Here is an 18,246-nt window from a genome sequence, read left to right as displayed (position 1 = left end):
TTGCTCGCTGCACTATAGTGAGACAGCTCACACTTCTTTACACGACAACCCTACATCAACAGCAGCAAAATGTGACAATATAATGTTATTTATCATAAAGTTAACCATTATAAGTCATAAAAAGGCATAAGAAATATCGGTATTTGACCTCTGTACGCTTTCCCGATAAGTTGGGAATCCGCTGGAAGCTTTCCTTACGGGCCAGTGTCTCGGCATATATATGCAGTTAGACGACTCCCTCGTGATACCGGATATCTTCATTAAATGAGACCAGGAATCTAGAGAGTTTTTCATTCACGGACGATGTGCTTATGTCTCAGGATGAAATGCTCGGAGTCATGGTGTCCGCGTTTAAGCGGCAAAGAAAATTGATACAGGCCCTGAGGTGACCGCTCAGCTGCGTTCTGTGCCTGAACAATATAGGTAATGTACAAAAGAAGTTAAGGAGGCCCTCGATGTCTGACTCAAAACCTTATCCCTATGGCTTGTATGATCCAACTAAAGAGAGTGATAGCTGTGGCGTGGGTTTCATTACGCGTAAGGACGGCGAGCAAACTCATGAGGTCCTCCAGATGGCACACAGTGCCCTGTGTACCGTTCCTCATCGCGGCGGCATGTCCGCTGAAGGCGTGGGCGACGGCGCGGGCGTCAACGTCGATATCTCTCTGCATTTCTTCCGCAAAATCACCGGTCAGCAACTTGAGCCAGGTCGTTTTGGCGTAGGCAATTTCTTTGTGCCGAAAGACAGTGCCCTGCGTGCCAATGCAGAACGTCTGGTTGAGGAAACCCTTGCGGCCTACGGTATGTCGGTGATTCTAAAACGTGATATGCCACTGGACACTGACGTACTACGTCCGGCCGCCATTGTGTCACAGCTGCCTATTGCGCAGTGGATCTTCGCTGTTCCCCAGGATATCGATAATCAAAACGATTTCGAAAAACGCATTTATCGTGCTCTGCTGGATATTGAAGCCCGTGCCTTTATCGAAAGCGAGTTTGGCGGTCTGTATCCGCTGTCGCTCTCTTCGCGCACCCAGGTATTTAAAGCGCGCCTGAATTCCAATGAAGTGATCCCTTACTTCAAAGATCTGACCGATCCCGATCATCGAGTTCGCGGTCTGTTCTTCCATACCCGTTTTTCAACCAACACCGATCCGCACACCACAATGGCGCAGCCATTCCGTCTGATGGCGCACAACGGTGAGCTGAATACCGACCGTAAAAACCGCATCGCCGAATCCGCGCTGGCCTCCGCCCGCGGTAAGAAAATCGTGCGTCCAAAAGGTCAGTCGGACAGTTCACGTCTGGACCAGAGCATCCACAGCCGTCTGATGGAAGATAATCTCGACCTGATTAACGCCGTGGTTTCCATGATGCCACCGGCCTGGGAAAACGATGATTCTCTCTCCGATAACGTTCGCGCCATGCTCGAGTATTTCTCTCTTTATGAAGAGAAGAACGATGGCCCGGCGGCGTTGATCTTTGGTAATGGCGAAATTATCGGTGCCCGCCTCGACCGTCTGGGCCTGCGCCCGCTGCGTTCAGTGGAAACTGCCGAATATATTGGTGCGATGTCCGAAGCTGGCCAGATCGCCTTCCCACCGGAAAGCGTACTGCGCCGTGGCCGTATCGAAGCGGGCGGCATGCTGTACTACGATCACAGCGAAAAACGCAGCTACACCACCGTAGAAGCGCTGGAAAAACTGGCGGCGGAGAAAGACTACCCGGCGCTGGTCACAGAGGCACGCATCACGCTGCAAGAACTGCCGGTGATCCCGGCGGAAAAACAGGGTTCTCCGCTGCGCTACAGCGGCGATCTGAAAACCTATCAGCGTTTTGTGGCTTACTACTACAATCAGGAAAGCTTCAAATTCATGATGGACCCGATGCTGAATACCGGAGCTGAAAAAATCTCAGCGATGGGTTATGGCAACGCGATCAACGCCTTATCGGATCATGAAGGCGGTATGGCGCACTACTTCTCCCAGCGCTTTGCGCAGGTGACGAACCCACCGTTAGACTCCATCCGTGAAGTTGACGGCATGACGCTGCGCGTGGCTCTGGGTGCCAAACCGCATCTGGGCCGTAGCAAAGGGCGTCAGATCATCGTACCAACACCGATCCTGACCCACCTGGATATGCTACAGCTGCGCGAGCAGGATGTGGCACCGTATGCCCGTTTTGAAATGCTCTACGCACCGGTACTCGGCACCGATGCAGCCAGCCGTCAGAAAAATGCCGACGCTCTGGAGCAGGCGATTGACGATCTGGCCCAGCAGGTGGTGGATTTCGCCCGTGAACAGGGCGGCATCGCGGTGCTGAGCGACCGCCACATTTCCTCGACTCAGGCGGCGATGCCGATGCTGCTGGTGGTGTCCGCCATCAACCAGCGCCTGGTGCAGGAAGGTCTGCGCCTTGACGTTTCTCTGGTGGTTGAAAGCGGCCAGAGTATCTCTTCGCATCACATTGCCGCTGCGCTGGGCTTTGGTGCTTCCGCCATCTATCCGCTAGGCGTGCAGATGCGTGCCGAAGAAAAATATGGCGAAGGCGAAGAAGGCAACAAAGCCTTTAAGCGCTATGCCAAAGCGGCTGAAAAAGCACTGATGAAAACCATGGGCAAAGTGGGCCTGTGTACCGTTGAGAGCTACAGCTGCGGCGAATTCTTCGAGCCAAACTTCCTCGATACGGAAGATCGCGTTCTGAAGAAATACTTCCCGAATATTAAAACCCCGGTGGGCGGTGCAGGGTTTGCTTCCATCGCGCAGATGGCGGTGGACTGGCATCAGAGCGCCCTGAAAATTCAGGGAGAAACCGAAGTCCCGCTGCTGGGTCTGTTTAAAGAACGTGCAGAAGGTGCAGGTCACTCTTACGGCACCATCGCCGTACGTACCTTTATCGATATGACCGAGCAGCCTATCCGTTTTTCTGATAAGCAGCGTGAAGAAGATCAGTTTATTCGGTTGCTGACGCTGGCCAAACTGGATAACGCCTTCAATATCAAAGCGAAATCCTTTGCTGACAGCAGCTTTGAGCGCATCCCTGACGATGTGATCAACGCCTTTACCATCACGCCGGATTATCGTCAGTTCTCCAGCCTGATGCACGAAGAGCGTAAACGCCGTCCGGCTGCGCTGCGCGATATCCTGGCCTTCCCGTGCGATTTGACCCACGTTGACAGCCTGGCCGAATTCAGCCGCAAGCTGGGCCGCTACTCGCTGATAAACAACAGTTTCGCCGTACGTGGACTGGCTTGTGAAGCGGGAAGCGCTGGCCAGTTTATCCTACGTCTGACCGATGCGATTGAAGGTCTGAAGCCGGAGCATGAGCGTCTGCTGGTGCTCTCTACCGCGCTGAAAAACCGCTTCCTGGATGAAATTGAACACACTGAAATTACCGCTGACGGCCTGCAGATCACCGCACGGGGCAAAGCGGCTGACTATCTGTCGCGTATTTTCGCTACTCAGCCTTCCCTGCCGCTGAGCGAAGTGCAGCCTGCCTGCGAGATCACCCAGACGTTCGCCTCCGGCGCGATGAGCCACGGGGCGCTGGTCGCTCCGGCTCACGAAGCGGTGGCCCACGGTACCAATATGGTTGGCGGTATGAGCAACTGCGGTGAAGGCGGCGAGCACTATTCGCGCCACGGCACCATCCGTGCTTCTCGTATTAAACAGCTGGCATCCGGTCGTTTTGGCGTCTGGGCAGCCTATCTGGCCGATCCGATGCTATCCGAGCTGGAAATCAAAATCGGTCAGGGTGCAAAACCAGGTGAAGGCGGTCAGTTGCCAGCACCAAAAGTCACGGTAGAGATCGCCGCTGCCCGTGGCGGTACGCCGGGCGTGGAGCTGGTATCCCCTCCTCCGCACCACGATACTTACTCCATCGAGGATCTGGCACAGCTGATCCATGACTGTAAGGCCGCACGCGTTCGCGTCATCGTGAAGCTGGTTTCCTCTGAAGGGATCGGCACTATCGCGGTCGGCGTGGCGAAAGCCGGTGCCGATGTGATTAACGTGGCGGGTAACACGGGTGGAACCGGTGCAGCATCGGTGACCAGTCTGAAATACACCGGTCGCGTGGCGGAAATCGGTATTGCTGAAGTTCACCAGGCGCTCTGCGCCAACGGCCTGCGCGAAAAAGTCCTGTTGCGCTGTTCCGGCGCACAGCAAACCGGCAGCGACGTGGTGAAGTCTGCGCTGCTCGGTGGCGACAGCTTCGAATTCGGCACCACCGCGCTGATGATGTTGAAGTGCGTGATGGCAAAAAACTGTAACGTGAAATGCCCGGCGGGTCTGACGACCAATGCTGAAGCCTTTGATGGCGATCCTCGCCAGCTGGCGCAGTACTTCATCAACGTCGCGCATGAAGTCCGGGAGATGCTCGCTCGCCTGGGATTACGCTCACTGCGTGAAGCGCGCGGGCGCTCTGACCTGCTGCATCTGATGGAGCACCCTCTGGAAGTCGGCAAGCTCGATCTGCGCGCTATGCTCACCGTGGTACCCGAAGTGAAGATCGCCAGGCCGGTTTATCTGGAAAAAGATTTCGCTCTCGATGACGACTGGGTGGAACTGCTGAACGACGCACTGGTGGTTCAGGGAAGCACCGATATCCGTCTGGGCAATGGCATCACGCTGAATAACCGTAATAAAAGTGTCGGTGGCCAGTTGGCGATTGATATCGAGCGTATGCTGAACCACACGCTGAGTGCAGAACAACGGGAAAAAATTCCCGCCTCGCTGCTGGACGATCGCGGTCGCCGCTACCTGGCACCGGGTACGGTTAACATCTTCACCTCAGGTTCTGCCGGCCAGTCTTATGGCGTGTTCTGTAATGACGGTATGCAGCTGAAGCATTCCGGTACCTGTAACGACGGCGTCGGTAAAGGCCAGTGCGGTGGCGAGATCATCGTTGTTTCACCTGGCGGCGGGTCTGAAGATGCCGAAGGCAACGTGCTGATCGGTAACTTCGCGCTGTTCGGCGCCACCGGTGGGCGACTGTTCGTACAGGGCCAGGCCGGTGACCGTTTCGCGGTGCGTAACTCGGGTGCGACCGCAGTTGTGGAAGGCGTCGGTGATTTCTGCTGCGAATATATGACCAACGGTGCCGTTCTGAACCTCGGTACGTTCGGTAAAGGTTTCGGTAACGGGATGAGCGGCGGCTTCGCCTATCAGTACGATCCGTACGGCTCGCTGGCCAGCCACGCTGCCGGTGATTCCGTGCTGTTCGGCTCTATCGCCGAAGACAATGAAATGGCCCGCGTGCACAAACAGGCGGTGTTCACCATGCTGACCTGGCATCTGGAGGCAACGAACTCACCTCGTGCCGCCTGGCTGCTGGACCACTGGGGAACCGAGTGCCAGAACTTTGTCTACGTGATGCCGCGCTCCCTGCTGCTGTATCAGGATAGCGCTGAGATCCTCAAGGCGAAAACCCGTAAGGATCTGCTGGAAGAGCTGTCTACCGCTCTGGCCGGACATCAGGTAGCGAAATTCAAAGCCGCCTGGCGTGAAGGTAAGCCGATCGCAAACGGTGCAGTACCTGCCTACGGTGCCACCGATACGCCGGAAATGCTGGTGCTGTTGAACAACTATACCGTGCTTAGCTCTGCACAGCAGTTGGCGCTTTCCCGTCTGCCGAAAGGCACTGCGGTAGATGATGCCGCCGTTGAAAAAGCGGTACGTAACCTGCTGATGACGGAAGACTTTGCCCTGATCTCTAAGCTGCAGCGTCACGCTCGCGCAGCGATTGAGAACTACAACGACGAAGAGCTATCCTGCCTGATTGCTGCCAAACGTATGGCGGACTACAAGGCAGCGCTGACTCAGCGTAACATCCGCTCAATGGATAGTCTGGCCACCTACGGCTGGATCATCTATCAGGATACCAGCAACCGTCAGGTGCTGGGTGGATTGCCTGACTTTGAGGAACTATTTGCCCGCGCCGCGCTGCCGGAGTTAGCCGCTGCCGTAGGCAAACTGGCCTGATAACAGCCTGAATCGACCGCGTTAACCTGCGCGGTATCCCACGGGATGCCGCGCCGGAATGCAGGTTACTGAACATGACGAAAACGGGATTGAGTATAGATAAGCCATGAAAATTCCTTATATTCCTGAAGATGCACCATTCAATGGTGAGCAGAAATTCTGGCTGGCAGGCTTCCTCGCCGGGTTACATTCACGTTTGCTGGTGCTGGAAGATAAACCGCAGGCGGGAGCAAGCGCAGGTGCGGCAACCACGACGCAGCTGCATATTCTGTTCGGTTCACAGACCGGTAATGCGGAAGCATTAGCACAGAGCGCCGCGAAAGCTGCGCGTGCCAAAGGTCTGGTGCCGGTGGTTCAGGGTCTGGGTGAAGTCGATATCGACGTTTTCGCCACCATGCGTCACGTCCTGATCATTACTTCCACCTACGGTGAAGGCGAAATGCCGGATAACGCCGAGCTGTTCTGGCAGGCACTTTCTGCCAGCACCGCGCCGCGTATGGAGCAAATGCACTTTGCTATTCTGGCCATCGGTGATACCGGCTACGATGGTTTCTGCCAGGCGGGTAAATTCTTCGATATGCGCCTTGAACAGCTGGGTGCGAAACGCGTATTCGATCGTATCGACTGTGATATCGATTACGAAGATCCTGCCGGTGAGTGGATTGCTAACTCGATGCCGCAGTTCGCCGCCAGTGCAGGCAGCACCGGTGCAGCTCTGGAGAACCTGCCGGAAGCGCCGGTGATCCCGGGCAGCAACAAGAACAATCCGTATGCCGCCGCCCTGGTGACCAATAAGCGCCTGTCCGGCGAGGCGTCCGGCAAAGACATTCGCCACTTTGAATTCGATCTGACCGACAGCGGCCTGAAATATGAAGCCGGCGATGCGCTCGGGGTGATCCCGGTCAACGATCCGGTACTGGTCGATCTGCTGCTGACGCAGCTCAAATCCGATTATCAGAGCCCGGTTCCCGGCTTTGACCGTAGCCTCGGCGATCTGCTGACCTATCAGTTCGAAATCTCCGAGCCTTCACGCAAGCTGATCGAATGGGTGGGCCAGAACACCACTAACCAGGAGCTGCGCCATGTGCTGCAGCACGACGATAAAGATGCGCTTAGCGTCTGGCTGTGGGGTAAAGACACTCTGGATCTTCTGCAGCTGGATCTGACCCGCACGCTGACGGCCGCTGAGTTTGTTACGCTGCTACGTCCGCTGCAGCATCGCGCTTACTCCATCTCGTCCAGCTCGAAGGCGCACCCAAATCAGGTACATCTGACGATCGCTTCCGTGCGCTATCACAGCGCGGGGCGTGCGCGTAACGGTGTTTGCTCAACCTATCTGGCGGAGCGCGTTGGCCGCGGCGGCAAGCCGGCGATCTTTATTTCGCCTAACAAAGCTTTCCGCGTCCCGTCAAACGGCAACGCGCCACTGATCATGATCGGCCCGGGTACCGGTATTGCACCATTCCGTGCCTTCCTGCAGGAACGCCAGGCGACCGACGCCAGCGGTAAAAACTGGTTGTTCTTCGGCGATCAGCATCAGGAACACGACTTTATTTACCAGGATGAGCTGAACGGCTGGCAGGAAAGCGGTCTGCTGACCCATCTGGATCTGGCTTTTTCTCGCGATCAGTCAAAAAAGATTTACGTGCAGAACCGTATGCTGGAACGGGGTGCGGAACTGTTTGCGTGGCTGCAGGAAGGGGCTTACTTCTACGTATGCGGTGATGCTTCCCGTATGGCAAAAGACGTAGATAAAGCACTGTATGAAATCGTTTCTCAGTTTGGCGGTATGTCTGCCGAACGCGCAGCAGACTACATCGATCAGCTGAAGAAAGAGAAGCGCTACCTGCGCGACGTGTATTAATATTCCCTGGATGCGGGCCAGCCCGCATTTATGGCTGATATTAAATAAAAAAAACGGGCCGAATGGCCCGTTTTTCTATGCTGCTTATTAATGGATTACTTCACAACGCGTAATGCCGGGCGGCCACCGCGCGGCGGCGGCTCATCGTCAGGCGTATGATCGTCGTTTTCGTCATCAGGACGATCGCCATCGATCACCGACATCAGAGTTTCCGGTGCGTCATCCTGCTCGGTTGAAGCATCAAACTCCCCGGCACCGTCGTAGGCTGGCTCCGGCTCGAACATCGTACCGGCACCGTTTTCCCTGGCGTAGATCGCCAGTACCGCTGCCAGAGGTACATTCACCTGGCGCGGAACGCCACCAAAGCGAGCATTAAAACGAACTTCATCGTTGCCCAGCTCCAGATTTCCCACGGCACGCGGCGCGATATTCAGTACGATCTGACCATCCCGCGCATATTCCAGAGGAACCATCACACCCGGCAAATTAATATCGACGACCAGGTGCGGGGTGAGCTGGTTCTCAAGTAACCACTCATAGAAAGCGCGCAACAGATAAGGGCGACGTGCGGTAAGTTGCGACATTTCCATCGTAATCAGCCCCGCGTTTGCAGGCGCATTTCACGCTCGGCTTCGGTCAGCGAAGCAAGGAATGAATCACGCTCAAAGACGCGAGTCATGTAGGCTTTCAGCTCTTTAGAGCCGGCGCCGTTCAGATCGATACCTAACTGCGGCAGACGCCACAGCAGCGGAGCCAGATAGCAGTCAACCAGACTGAATTCTTCGCTCATAAAGAACGGCGTGCGGGAGAACAGCGGGGCAATCGCCAGCAGCTCTTCACGCAGCTGTTTGCGGGCCGCGTCTGCTTCCTGCGCTGTACCGTTCTCAACTTTACGCATCAGACTGTACCAGTCCTGCTCAACACGATGCATCATCAGACGACTTTCACCACGCGCAACAGGATACACCGGCATCAATGGAGGATGTGGGAAACGCTCATCCAGATACTCCATGATAATACGAGATTCATACAGCGTCAGCTCACGATCGACGAGTGTTGGCACGGTACGGTAAGGGTTGAGGTCGATCAGATCCTGGGGCAGATTATCCGTTTCAACCTGCTCGATCTCGACGCTAACACCTTTCTCAGCCAGTACGATACGAACCTGATGGCTAAAAATGTCAGTCGGACCAGAAAACAGCGTCATTACCGAACGTTTGTTGGCAGCGACAGCCATGTAAACCTCCAAGTTTATCCAGAAAATTACTGCGAATAGCCATCCACGCGGCGACTCGTTATTGCCATTAGCCCGATGATTGATCACTCCAGCCGTCGGCGGAAGGTGCACGTCATTGTTGCCGGCCAATGGGCACAAAGTGACACATAGTCTACCAGATTTTAGACAGCTTGTGCGGGGACGAATGCCGATTTACGAGGGAAAAGTGATAAGGCAAGATAACTTTCGCGCTTTTTGCACCAGTAGAAAATAAAAAACCCGGCGCAAGGCGCCGGGTTATTCGATAATTGACTCTGCCGAAACAGAATAAATTAACGTTTGGAGAACTGTGGACGACGACGTGCTTTACGCAGGCCCACTTTCTTACGTTCAACCTGACGAGCATCACGAGTAACGAAGCCTGCTTTACGCAGTTCGCCACGCAGAGACTCATCGAACTCCATCAGAGCGCGGGTGATACCGTGACGGATCGCACCAGCCTGACCAGAGATACCACCACCTTTAACGGTGATGTACAGATCGAATTTACCAACCATGTCCAGCAGTTCCAGCGGCTGACGAACTACCATGCGGGCAGTTTCACGACCGAAGTACTGTTCCAGAGAACGCTGGTTGATTACGATGTTACCACTGCCCGGCTTGATAAATACGCGAGCGGTAGAGCTTTTGCGGCGACCAGTGCCGTAGTTTTGATTCTCAGCCATTGCCTGTAATCCCGATTAAATGTCAAGAACTTGCGGTTGCTGTGCCGCATGGTTGTGCTCGTTGCCCGCGTAAACTTTCAGTTTACGGTACATAGCACGACCCAGCGGGCCCTTTGGCAGCATGCCTTTAACCGCGATTTCAATCACACGCTCAGGACGGCGAGCAATCATCTCTTCGAAGGTCGCTTGCTTGATACCACCGATGTGGCCGGTGTGATGGTAATACACTTTATCAGTACGCTTGTTACCAGTTACGGCAACTTTCTCAGCGTTCAGAACGATAATGTAATCACCAGTATCTACGTGCGGAGTGTATTCCGCTTTGTGCTTACCGCGCAGACGACGAGCAAGTTCAGTCGCTAAACGACCTAAAGTTTTGCCTGTTGCGTCAACAACATACCAGTCACGTTGGACGGTTTCTGGTTTAGCTGTAAAAGTTTTCATCTAAAAGCTTACCCAAATTAAGTTACACGTTGGTGAAATCCCAAACGCTTGAATAAACGGTTGGAGCTCACACGACCATCTTGACCAGTAAGCCCACCCCTTCGGATAGAGTTACTGGAACACAAAGAGTTTTGGGAAAAAAACCTTTGTTGTAACGTGGGGTCGCAAGATTATAGAGAAGTCGCCCATAAAAATCGAACACTTTCTACGATAAAATTGCCGTTCCGCCAGGTCCTTTTTTACTCAGGGCAGATGCGGCAGGCGCAGGTATTCTTCACTCTGCATTTCCTGCAAGCGGGAAACACAGCGCTGATACTCAAACTTCAGCCGTGCGCCCTGATAAATTTCATACAGTGATGTTTCCGCCGAAACCACCAGCTTCACGTGACGCTCGTAAAACTCATCCACCAGCGCCAGAAAACGCCGGGCCTGATCTTCGGTTTTGTAAATCATCACCGGCACATCATACAGCAATACGCTATGAAAACGGCGAGATAGCTCAATATAGTCGTGCTGGCTTCGCCCTTCACCACACAGGGTGAGGAAACTCATCGCGAGTACGCCTTCCGCCATGCCGAGCGTAGGGAGCTGGCGATGGTTAATTTCCAGCGGTTCATGGGCTTCACGGGGTTTACCGGCCAGCGCAACGAACATCCGCTCCATCTCTTTTGAGGTAGACTCATTCAGCGGCGTCATCCACAAATGAGCGGAAGTCAGCGTACGCAGGCGGTAATCAATGCCGGCATCGACGTTCATAATGTCGCAGTGCTGCTTAATCATTTCGATAGCCGGCAGAAAACGTGCGCGTTGCAAACCGTTACGATAGAGATCGTCCGGCGGGATGTTTGAGGTCGCGACCAGAGTAATCCCACGGCTGAACAGCGCTTCCATCAGCGTGCCGAGCAGCATCGCATCAGTAATATCGGAAACAAAAAACTCATCGAAGCACAGCAGATCCGTCTCTGCCTTGAAGCGGTCGGCAACGGTTTGCAGCGGATCGCTTTTCCCCTGCAGTTCTGTCAGCTCTTCATGCACACGCAGCATAAAACGATGAAAATGCAGACGCTGCTTGCGTTTTCCAGGAATTGCCTGAAAAAACATGTCCATCAGCCAGGTCTTTCCGCGCCCAACGCCACCCCACATATACAGGCCACGCGCCGGGGGCTGAGGATCGGCTTTCCCTTTGCCCAACAGCTTATTTAATTTGCCAAACAGCCCACCGCTGCTCTGAGCCGGAGCGGGATGGGAACCGCTTAGCGCCTGCCATATACCGTCAAGCTGGGTGATTGCTGCGCGCTGTACTTCATCAGGCTGATACTCGCCGTTTTCCAGCGCCTGCTCATAGAGCGCCAGAGGGGACATCTTTTGCATAATTTAGTCACATTCCCTGAAAAAATGGCCGTGCCGGGGGGTTGATCGTCGAAAAAAAAGTCGTTCTACACTAAGCGAAGCGACCACAGGATTCCACTTCCATAACATTAGCGGTTATAGTGGCTAATAGTGAATGGAAAGACCCTACGGAACAACGAAGACAAAACGGGAGTTATTATGACCTGGGAATACGCGCTCATTGGGTTAGTTGTTGGGATTATTATCGGCGCGGTTGCAATGCGTTTTGGTAACAAGAAACTGCGTGAGCAGCGCTCGCTGCAGTATGAACTGGAAAAAAGCAAAGCGGAGCTGGCGGAATACCATGAAGAGCTGACCAACCATTTTGCCCACAGCGCTGAGCTGCTGGACAATATGGCCCGCGATTATCGCCAGCTGTACCAACATATGGCAAAAGGGTCTAACGACCTGTTACCGAACCTGCCGGGAGAGAAAAATCCCTTTGCTTATCAGCTAACTGAGTCAGAAGCGGATAACGATCAGGCACCGGTTCAGATGCCACGGGACTACCCGGACAGCGCTTCCGGCCTGCTGCGTGGTGAACGCCCTGCAGGAAAATAAGCCATTCTTATGGGGTGCCTGGCACCCCATTTCGTTGCAAGTATCGCTGTCAGTCACACCCCAGAACCTGCATATGCAGGGTATTCATATCACTTCTCCGGTAGCGAGAGCGTCGTAGCGATGAAAAAAAAGTCATTTCTGTTAAGCGCATTAGCATTCAGTCTCGGCCTTAATCTGGCACTGATGACTCCTTCGGCCCTGGCTTCTCTCCCTTCGCAAGTTGAAGGGCAACCGTTGCCCAGCCTGGCCCCTATGCTGGAAAAAGTGTTACCTGCTGTGGTGAGCGTCTACGTAGAAGGCTCGCAGAAACAGGACCAGCAGATCCCTGAACAGTTGAAACGCTTTCTGGGCCAGGACGGCGAGCAGGATGACGGACCTAAGCAGCCTTTTGAAGGCCTGGCCTCCGGTGTCATCATCGATGCGGCGAAAGGCTATGTACTGACCAACTACCATGTGGTGAACGGCGCAGACAAGATTAAAGTGCAGCTCAGCGACGGGCGTGAATTTGTCGCCAAACTGATTGGAGACGATGAACAAACCGACGTGGCACTTATTCAGCTAAATGGCGCCACCAAGCTGACCCAGGTCAGTATTGCCGACTCGGACCAGCTAAAAGTCGGTGACTTTACCGTTGCCATCGGTAACCCGTTTGGTTTAGGCCAGACGGCAACCTCCGGTATTGTTTCCGCACTGGGGCGTAGCGGCCTCAATCTGGAAGGACTGGAAAACTTTATCCAGACCGACGCCGCGATTAACCACGGCAACTCCGGCGGTGCGCTGGTTAACCTGAACGGTGAGCTGATTGGCTTAAATACCGCGATTCTCTCTTCGGCGGGCGGCAACATCGGCATCGGTTTCGCGATTCCGGGCAATATGGCGATGAACCTGGCCCAGCAGCTGATTAAATTTGGCGAAGTCAAACGTGGACAGCTCGGTATTAAAGGCACGGAAATGACTGCCGATATGGCCAAAGCCTTTAACGTTGATGTGCAGCGTGGAGCCTTTGTTAACGAAGTGCTGGCAGGTTCGGCAGCGGCGAAAGCGGGCATTAAAGCCGGCGACATTATCATCAGCGTGGACGGCAAACCGGTAAATAATTTTGCTGAACTGCGGGTGAAAATCGGCACCACCGCACCGGGACAGGAGGTGAAGGTTGGCCTGCTGCATGAAGGTAAGCCGGCGACTGTCAGCGTTAAGCTGGATAACAGCAGCCAGGACACCGTGAGTGCAGAACAGCTGGCTCCGGCCCTTCAGGGCTCAACGCTCAGTGACGGAGCGGCAGCGGATGGCACTAAAGGTGTCAAGGTGGATAACGTTGAGAAAGGTACCCCTGCGGCGCTCGCTGGCCTGCAGAAAGATGATGTTATTGTCAGCCTGAATCGAACCCCGGTTCAGAATCTGGCTGAGCTGCGCAAGCTGCTGGAGGCCAAACCTCCGCTACTGGCGCTGAATATTCTTCGCGGCAGCGACAGCATCTATTTACTGCTTCAGTAGCCCCCTGCGCGGGCACAGGCTACTGTGTCCGCGCAACTCATGTTATCCTGCATTTAGTTCATTCATTCACCGCTTAAAACTATGTTTCTTAAACTTTTACGTTCCGTGATATTCGGCCTGATCGTGGCGGGTATTCTCCTGGTAGCCGTTCCGAGCCTTAAGTTCGGTGGCGATCTGCTGTCCCAGTCTGGCGACAATGCCGACCAGAAACCGGTCAGCTACAACGACGCCGTGCGGCGCGCAGCACCGGCGGTGGTTTACGTTTATAATCGCAGCACCAGCAATTCTTCTAATGTCCTGGGTTCCGGAGTCATCATGGACCCTCGCGGCTATATTATGACAAACAAGCACGTCATCAACGATGCGAATCAGATTATCGTGCGCCTGCAGGATGGCCGTTACTTTGAGGCAATGCTGGTGGGTTCAGATTCGCTGACCGACCTTGCCGTACTGAAAATTACCGCATCTAATCTGCCGGTTATTCCCATCAATCCAAAACGCGTCGCACATATCGGCGATCTGGTGATGGCGATTGGCAACCCGTATAACATTGGCCAGACGGTCACTCAGGGCATTATTAGTGCAACCGGCCGCGTGGGGCTGAGCCTATCGCGCCATCAGGACTTCCTGCAAACGGACGCCTCGATTAACCGCGGTAACTCCGGCGGCGCGCTAATTAACTCGCTGGGTGAACTGATGGGGATCAACACGCTTTCATTCGATAAGAGCAGCGATGGCGAAACGCCGGAAGGGCTGGGCTTTGCTATTCCGACACGGCTGGCGACCAAGGTTATGGACAAGCTGATCCGTGACGGGCGAGTGATCCGTGGGTATATCGGTATCACCGGGGAAGAAATCCCACGCTTTACCGGCCAGAATACCACGCTGGAGCATCCACAGGGCATTGTCATAACCGGTATGAACCCTACCGGCCCGGCGCAGATAGCCGGCTTACAGATCCACGATGTTATTACGCGGGTGAATAATGTTCCCGCCGTTTCCGCCATGGAAACCATGGACCAGGTCGCGGAGATCCGTCCTGGAACGGTGATTGAAGTTGAGATCCTGCGTAACAATAAGAAGATGACGCTACCGGTCACGGTGCAGGCATACCCGGAAGAGAACAAAAGCCAGTAGCGGAAAACTGGCTGCATTGCCCCGTCGGACGACGGGGCAAAATGCGGACTTACTTAATAAAATCTTCGCCAAGAGCGATATCTTTTTTCAGCGTGTCCAGCATGTGATCAAGCGACTGCTGTTCAAACGCGCTCAGTTTGCCAATCGGACGACGTTCAACGATACCGTTTTTCCCCAACAGCAGCGGCTGTGAGAAGAAACGGGCGTATTCGCCGCTGCCTTCAACATAGGCGCATTCGACAACATCGCTTTCCCCTTTCAACGCGCGAACCAGAGAAAGCCCGAAGCGTGCCGCAGCCTGACCCATTGAGAGCGTAGCTGACCCGCCACCCGCCTTCGCTTCAACAACCTCAGTACCGGCATTCTGAATGCGTTTGGTCAGATCCGCCGCTTCCTGCTCGGTAAAGCTGACGCCTTCAATCTGCGACAGCAGAGGCAGGATGGTAACGCCAGAGTGACCGCCCACGACCGGAACGTTGAGCTCCTGCGGCTGCTTGCCCTTCAGCTCAGCCACAAAGGTGTTGGCACGGATAATATCCAGCGTGGTCACGCCGAACAGTTTGTTTTTGTCATACACACCGGCCTTTTTCAGCACTTCTGCTGCAATGGCCACCGTGGTATTAACCGGGTTAGTAATGATGCCAATCAACGCTTTCGGCGCGGTAGCCGCAACCTGTTCAATCAGGTTGCGTACAATGCCGGCATTGACGTTAAACAGGTCGGAACGATCCATACCCGGTTTACGCGCTACGCCAGCGGAAATCAGAACCACATCAGCGCCCTGCAAAGCCGGGGTCGCATCTTCACCGCTGAAGCCTTCAATTTTGATTGCTGTAGGGATATGGCTAAGGTCTACCGCAACGCCCGGGGTTACGGGGGCGATATCATAGAGAGAGAGTTCTGAACCAGCCGGAAGCTGGGTTTTCAGAAGGAGGGCCAGAGCCTGACCGATACCACCCGCTGCACCGAGAACTGCAACTTTCATCCTAAACTCCTTATTATTTTGAGCATGTTATGCCGGGAAATCCGTCTGCTTACGACCTTAGACGACCTGCGGGATAATGACGATAGCGGGTTTACTGTTTTGCGTGCTTAAGCACTAAAAAGCAGCAAATGCTGAAGATATGCCCGCATTACATCCTGTTATCGCTGGTCGCCAGTCGTTGCAACATGCAGACATCGTGATCCGGCGTACCTTACACCTATAGCACTTATCCGAACAACATCAATTTTATAACAAATTGTTCACTTATTGTACAAAGTAGTACCGGAGGGTTAGATTTCTTTTCAGTACCAAGTTTGTTAAACTTCAGCCCCCTGCCAGGCTATCACCTCGCACCATAATTTTAGTTTGCATAAAAATTCATTTAATTGCATAATAATGTACTATCCCGCTTGGGGTTCCCCTATTAACCTCCTTTTTATCGGTAACCTATGCGTAACCCATCAAAGCAAGAAGAACTGATTAAGGCGTTTAAAGCCTTACTGAAAGAAGAAAAATTCAGCTCGCAGGGCGAAATCGTCAATGCGCTGCAGGAAGAAGGCTTCGAGAACATCAATCAGTCAAAAGTCTCGCGGATGCTGACAAAGTTTGGCGCGGTACGAACACGCAACGCGAAAATGGAGATGGTCTACTGCCTGCCGGCCGAGCTAGGCGTTCCTACCACCACCAGCCCGCTGAAAAACCTGGTGTTGGATGTAGACTTCAATGATGCTTTGGTGGTGATCCATACCAGCCCGGGAGCCGCTCAGTTGATTGCCCGCCTGCTCGACTCGCTGGGGAAAGCCGAAGGTATCCTTGGGACTATTGCCGGGGACGATACCATCTTTATTACCCCTGCCCGCACCTTCACCGTTAAACAGCTGCATGATGCGATCCTGGTCCTGTTTGAGCAGGAGCTTTAAAGGAAAGAGTTATAAGCAGTTCTGTGGTACCCAACCGCTTAACCTCATGCTAACACCTGTTACATGGGCCATTCTTGAGCTGTCGTAAGGCAGCTCTTACTTCACTCTTCGAGCCAGCTTCTCCCTCTTCTCCCCTTCATCAGTAGATATCACTGGATTTTCGCGAGAAAACAGCCTGCCTGGCAGAGTGCTATTTATTTCACCTGTGTGATCGACCGCAAATAACCGCACAAATAGTTAAATTCATCCAGGTTGATGTTTTTACGTGAATTTAACAAAGCCAGAGCAAAATATAAGCATCTTTTATAACTACTAGTTATTAAAACCGCACACAGTTGCAATAATTTCCAGAAAAATATTATTAGCCTGCTATTAATATTTCCCGTTATCAGATCTATACTTGTTTCCGTGATGAGAATCACAGTAACTAAAAAGATAAAAACAGTTGACGAGGAATAAAATCATGAACGTTAAAACTACTATTGCCGCTCTAAGCGTACTCTCTACTCTGTCATTCAGCACATTTGCCGCCGAATCTGTTAATGCCACTCAGGCGCAGAATCTCCAGTCAATTGGTGTGGTCAGCGTAAGCGGCATCACCGGTTCGCCAATGGATATCCGCCAGGCGCTGGATAGCAAAGCGACGGAGAAAGGTGCCAGTGCCTACCGCGTTATCGAGAGCTATCAGAACGGTAACTGGCATGCTACCGCTGAGATCTATAAATAAAGCCGATTTAAAAAAATCATTCAGCATCAATACGATCAGTACGGTAACCCCAAGAATAATAAATGCTTTTTAGTCCTTTCGGTTACCGAAAAAACATTATCTGGAGTCAATATCATGAAAACTACATTTACTATCGCTGCGTTAGGTCTTGCTTCTGTTCTTTCATTCGGTGCCAGTGCTGCACAGCTGGTGACTAACGCTCAGGTTGCTCAACAGAATCTGCAGTCTGTCGGTACCATCAGCGTCAGCGGCATTGATGCGGCGCCAAGCGATATCCGCCAGCAGTTGTCAGATAAAGCTGACCAGCAGGGTGCAACCTCTTATCGCGTGATTGAAGCGCATAACGATGGCAACTATCACGCTACGGCTGAACTGTACAAATAATTGATCGTGCCGGATGCGTGGCATCCGGTGGTGATATCGACGACCTGGTCATTATGCTGTAGCCCGTAGGTTGTTGATTACAAATGGGAGATAATCTATGAAAATCAAAACAACCATCGCTGCATTGAGCCTTCTGTCAATGATTGGTTTCGGCGCTTCTGCCGCCGAACTGGTCAATAGCCAACAGGCAGAGAACTTGCAATCTGCGGGGACAATTACGTTAAGCGGTGTGGCCGGAGTACCTTCGGATATTCGCCAGCAGCTGTCACAGAAAGCAGATATGCAGGGTGCCAGCGCCTATCGCGTGGTAGAAGCCCGCAATCAGGACAACTGGCACGTGACCGCTGAGATTTACAAGTAATTCCTCGTCGAGGCTATCCATTGATAGCCGCCTATGACGAACCCTTTGGCCCCGTTCG

General features: G+C 53.4%; 15 protein-coding genes. 9 read left to right on the top strand and 6 right to left on the bottom strand.

What is annotated here, in order from left to right:
* Window positions 1–455 precede the first annotated feature (455 nt).
* On the top strand, window positions 456–5,981 hold the full coding sequence (locus tag AC07U6_RS13630; protein WP_494761365.1) for a glutamate synthase-related protein: 5,526 nt from the start codon (window positions 456–458) through the stop codon (window positions 5,979–5,981).
* Window positions 5,982–6,087: 106 nt separating this feature from the next.
* Window positions 6,088–7,845: a sulfite reductase subunit alpha gene (locus AC07U6_RS13625; protein ID WP_494761364.1), complete on the top strand. Its 1,758-nt coding sequence runs from the start codon at window positions 6,088–6,090 to the stop codon at window positions 7,843–7,845.
* A gap of 95 nt (window positions 7,846–7,940) precedes the next feature.
* Here the strand turns inward: AC07U6_RS13625 and sspB are convergent, their stop codons facing one another.
* The 5 genes from sspB to zapE form a co-directional block, all read right to left on the bottom strand.
* Entirely contained in the window at window positions 7,941–8,435 is a 495-nt protein-coding gene (gene sspB / locus AC07U6_RS13620) for a ClpXP protease specificity-enhancing factor (protein WP_494761363.1), read from the bottom strand.
* Window positions 8,436–8,440: 5 nt separating this feature from the next.
* The gene (gene sspA, locus AC07U6_RS13615; RefSeq protein ID WP_494761362.1) at window positions 8,441–9,082 is read right to left on the bottom strand and encodes a stringent starvation protein SspA; all 642 of its coding nucleotides are present in this window, start codon (window positions 9,080–9,082) and stop codon (window positions 8,441–8,443) included.
* A 311-nt stretch (window positions 9,083–9,393) separates the two neighbouring features.
* Window positions 9,394–9,786 carry a 30S ribosomal protein S9 gene (gene rpsI, locus AC07U6_RS13610; protein ID WP_056231096.1) on the bottom strand — a complete coding sequence of 131 codons (393 nt, stop codon included), beginning with the start codon at window positions 9,784–9,786 and terminating at the stop codon, window positions 9,394–9,396.
* Window positions 9,787–9,801: 15 nt separating this feature from the next.
* A complete protein-coding gene (rplM, locus tag AC07U6_RS13605) occupies window positions 9,802–10,230 on the bottom strand; it encodes a 50S ribosomal protein L13 (protein WP_105592908.1) in 429 nt (142 codons plus the stop codon).
* A gap of 243 nt (window positions 10,231–10,473) precedes the next feature.
* Window positions 10,474–11,601, bottom strand: a complete 1,128-nt coding sequence (gene zapE, locus AC07U6_RS13600) for a cell division protein ZapE (protein WP_494761361.1) — start codon at window positions 11,599–11,601, stop codon at window positions 10,474–10,476.
* A 177-nt stretch (window positions 11,602–11,778) separates the two neighbouring features.
* On the opposite strand from zapE, the gene zapG reads away from it, so the two are divergent.
* From zapG to degS, 3 genes are all read left to right on the top strand, one after another.
* The gene (gene zapG, locus AC07U6_RS13595; RefSeq protein WP_494761360.1) at window positions 11,779–12,180 is read left to right on the top strand and encodes a Z-ring associated protein ZapG; all 402 of its coding nucleotides are present in this window, start codon (window positions 11,779–11,781) and stop codon (window positions 12,178–12,180) included.
* A 120-nt stretch (window positions 12,181–12,300) separates the two neighbouring features.
* Window positions 12,301–13,674 (top strand): serine endoprotease DegQ, encoded by a 1,374-nt coding sequence (gene degQ, locus AC07U6_RS13590; protein WP_494761359.1) that lies wholly within the window; start codon window positions 12,301–12,303, stop codon window positions 13,672–13,674.
* 81 nt (window positions 13,675–13,755) lie between these two features.
* A complete protein-coding gene (gene degS / locus AC07U6_RS13585) occupies window positions 13,756–14,811 on the top strand; it encodes an outer membrane-stress sensor serine endopeptidase DegS (RefSeq protein ID WP_494761358.1) in 1,056 nt (351 codons plus the stop codon).
* A 49-nt stretch (window positions 14,812–14,860) separates the two neighbouring features.
* Here the strand turns inward: degS and mdh are convergent, their stop codons facing one another.
* The gene (mdh, locus tag AC07U6_RS13580) at window positions 14,861–15,796 is read right to left on the bottom strand and encodes a malate dehydrogenase (protein WP_494761357.1); all 936 of its coding nucleotides are present in this window, start codon (window positions 15,794–15,796) and stop codon (window positions 14,861–14,863) included.
* A 449-nt stretch (window positions 15,797–16,245) separates the two neighbouring features.
* Here mdh and argR point away from each other — a divergent pair, with 449 nt between their 5' ends.
* The 4 genes from argR to yhcN (AC07U6_RS13560) all read left to right on the top strand — a co-directional run bounded on the left by argR (window position 16,246) and on the right by yhcN (AC07U6_RS13560) (window position 18,188).
* Entirely contained in the window at window positions 16,246–16,716 is a 471-nt protein-coding gene (argR, locus tag AC07U6_RS13575) for a transcriptional regulator ArgR (RefSeq protein ID WP_494761356.1), read from the top strand.
* A gap of 463 nt (window positions 16,717–17,179) precedes the next feature.
* Window positions 17,180–17,443 carry a peroxide/acid stress response protein YhcN gene (gene yhcN / locus AC07U6_RS13570; RefSeq protein ID WP_494761355.1) on the top strand — a complete coding sequence of 88 codons (264 nt, stop codon included), beginning with the start codon at window positions 17,180–17,182 and terminating at the stop codon, window positions 17,441–17,443.
* Window positions 17,444–17,557: 114 nt separating this feature from the next.
* A complete protein-coding gene (gene yhcN, locus AC07U6_RS13565; protein WP_494761354.1) occupies window positions 17,558–17,827 on the top strand; it encodes a peroxide/acid stress response protein YhcN in 270 nt (89 codons plus the stop codon).
* Between the two features lie 97 nt (window positions 17,828–17,924).
* Window positions 17,925–18,188: a peroxide/acid stress response protein YhcN gene (gene yhcN / locus AC07U6_RS13560; protein ID WP_105592899.1), complete on the top strand. Its 264-nt coding sequence runs from the start codon at window positions 17,925–17,927 to the stop codon at window positions 18,186–18,188.
* Window positions 18,189–18,246 lie beyond the last annotated feature (58 nt).

The sequence above is a fragment of the Erwinia sp. GW821-FHT03D09 genome (assembly GCF_059420805.1).
This window is presented reverse-complemented; position numbering and strand designations above follow the sequence as displayed.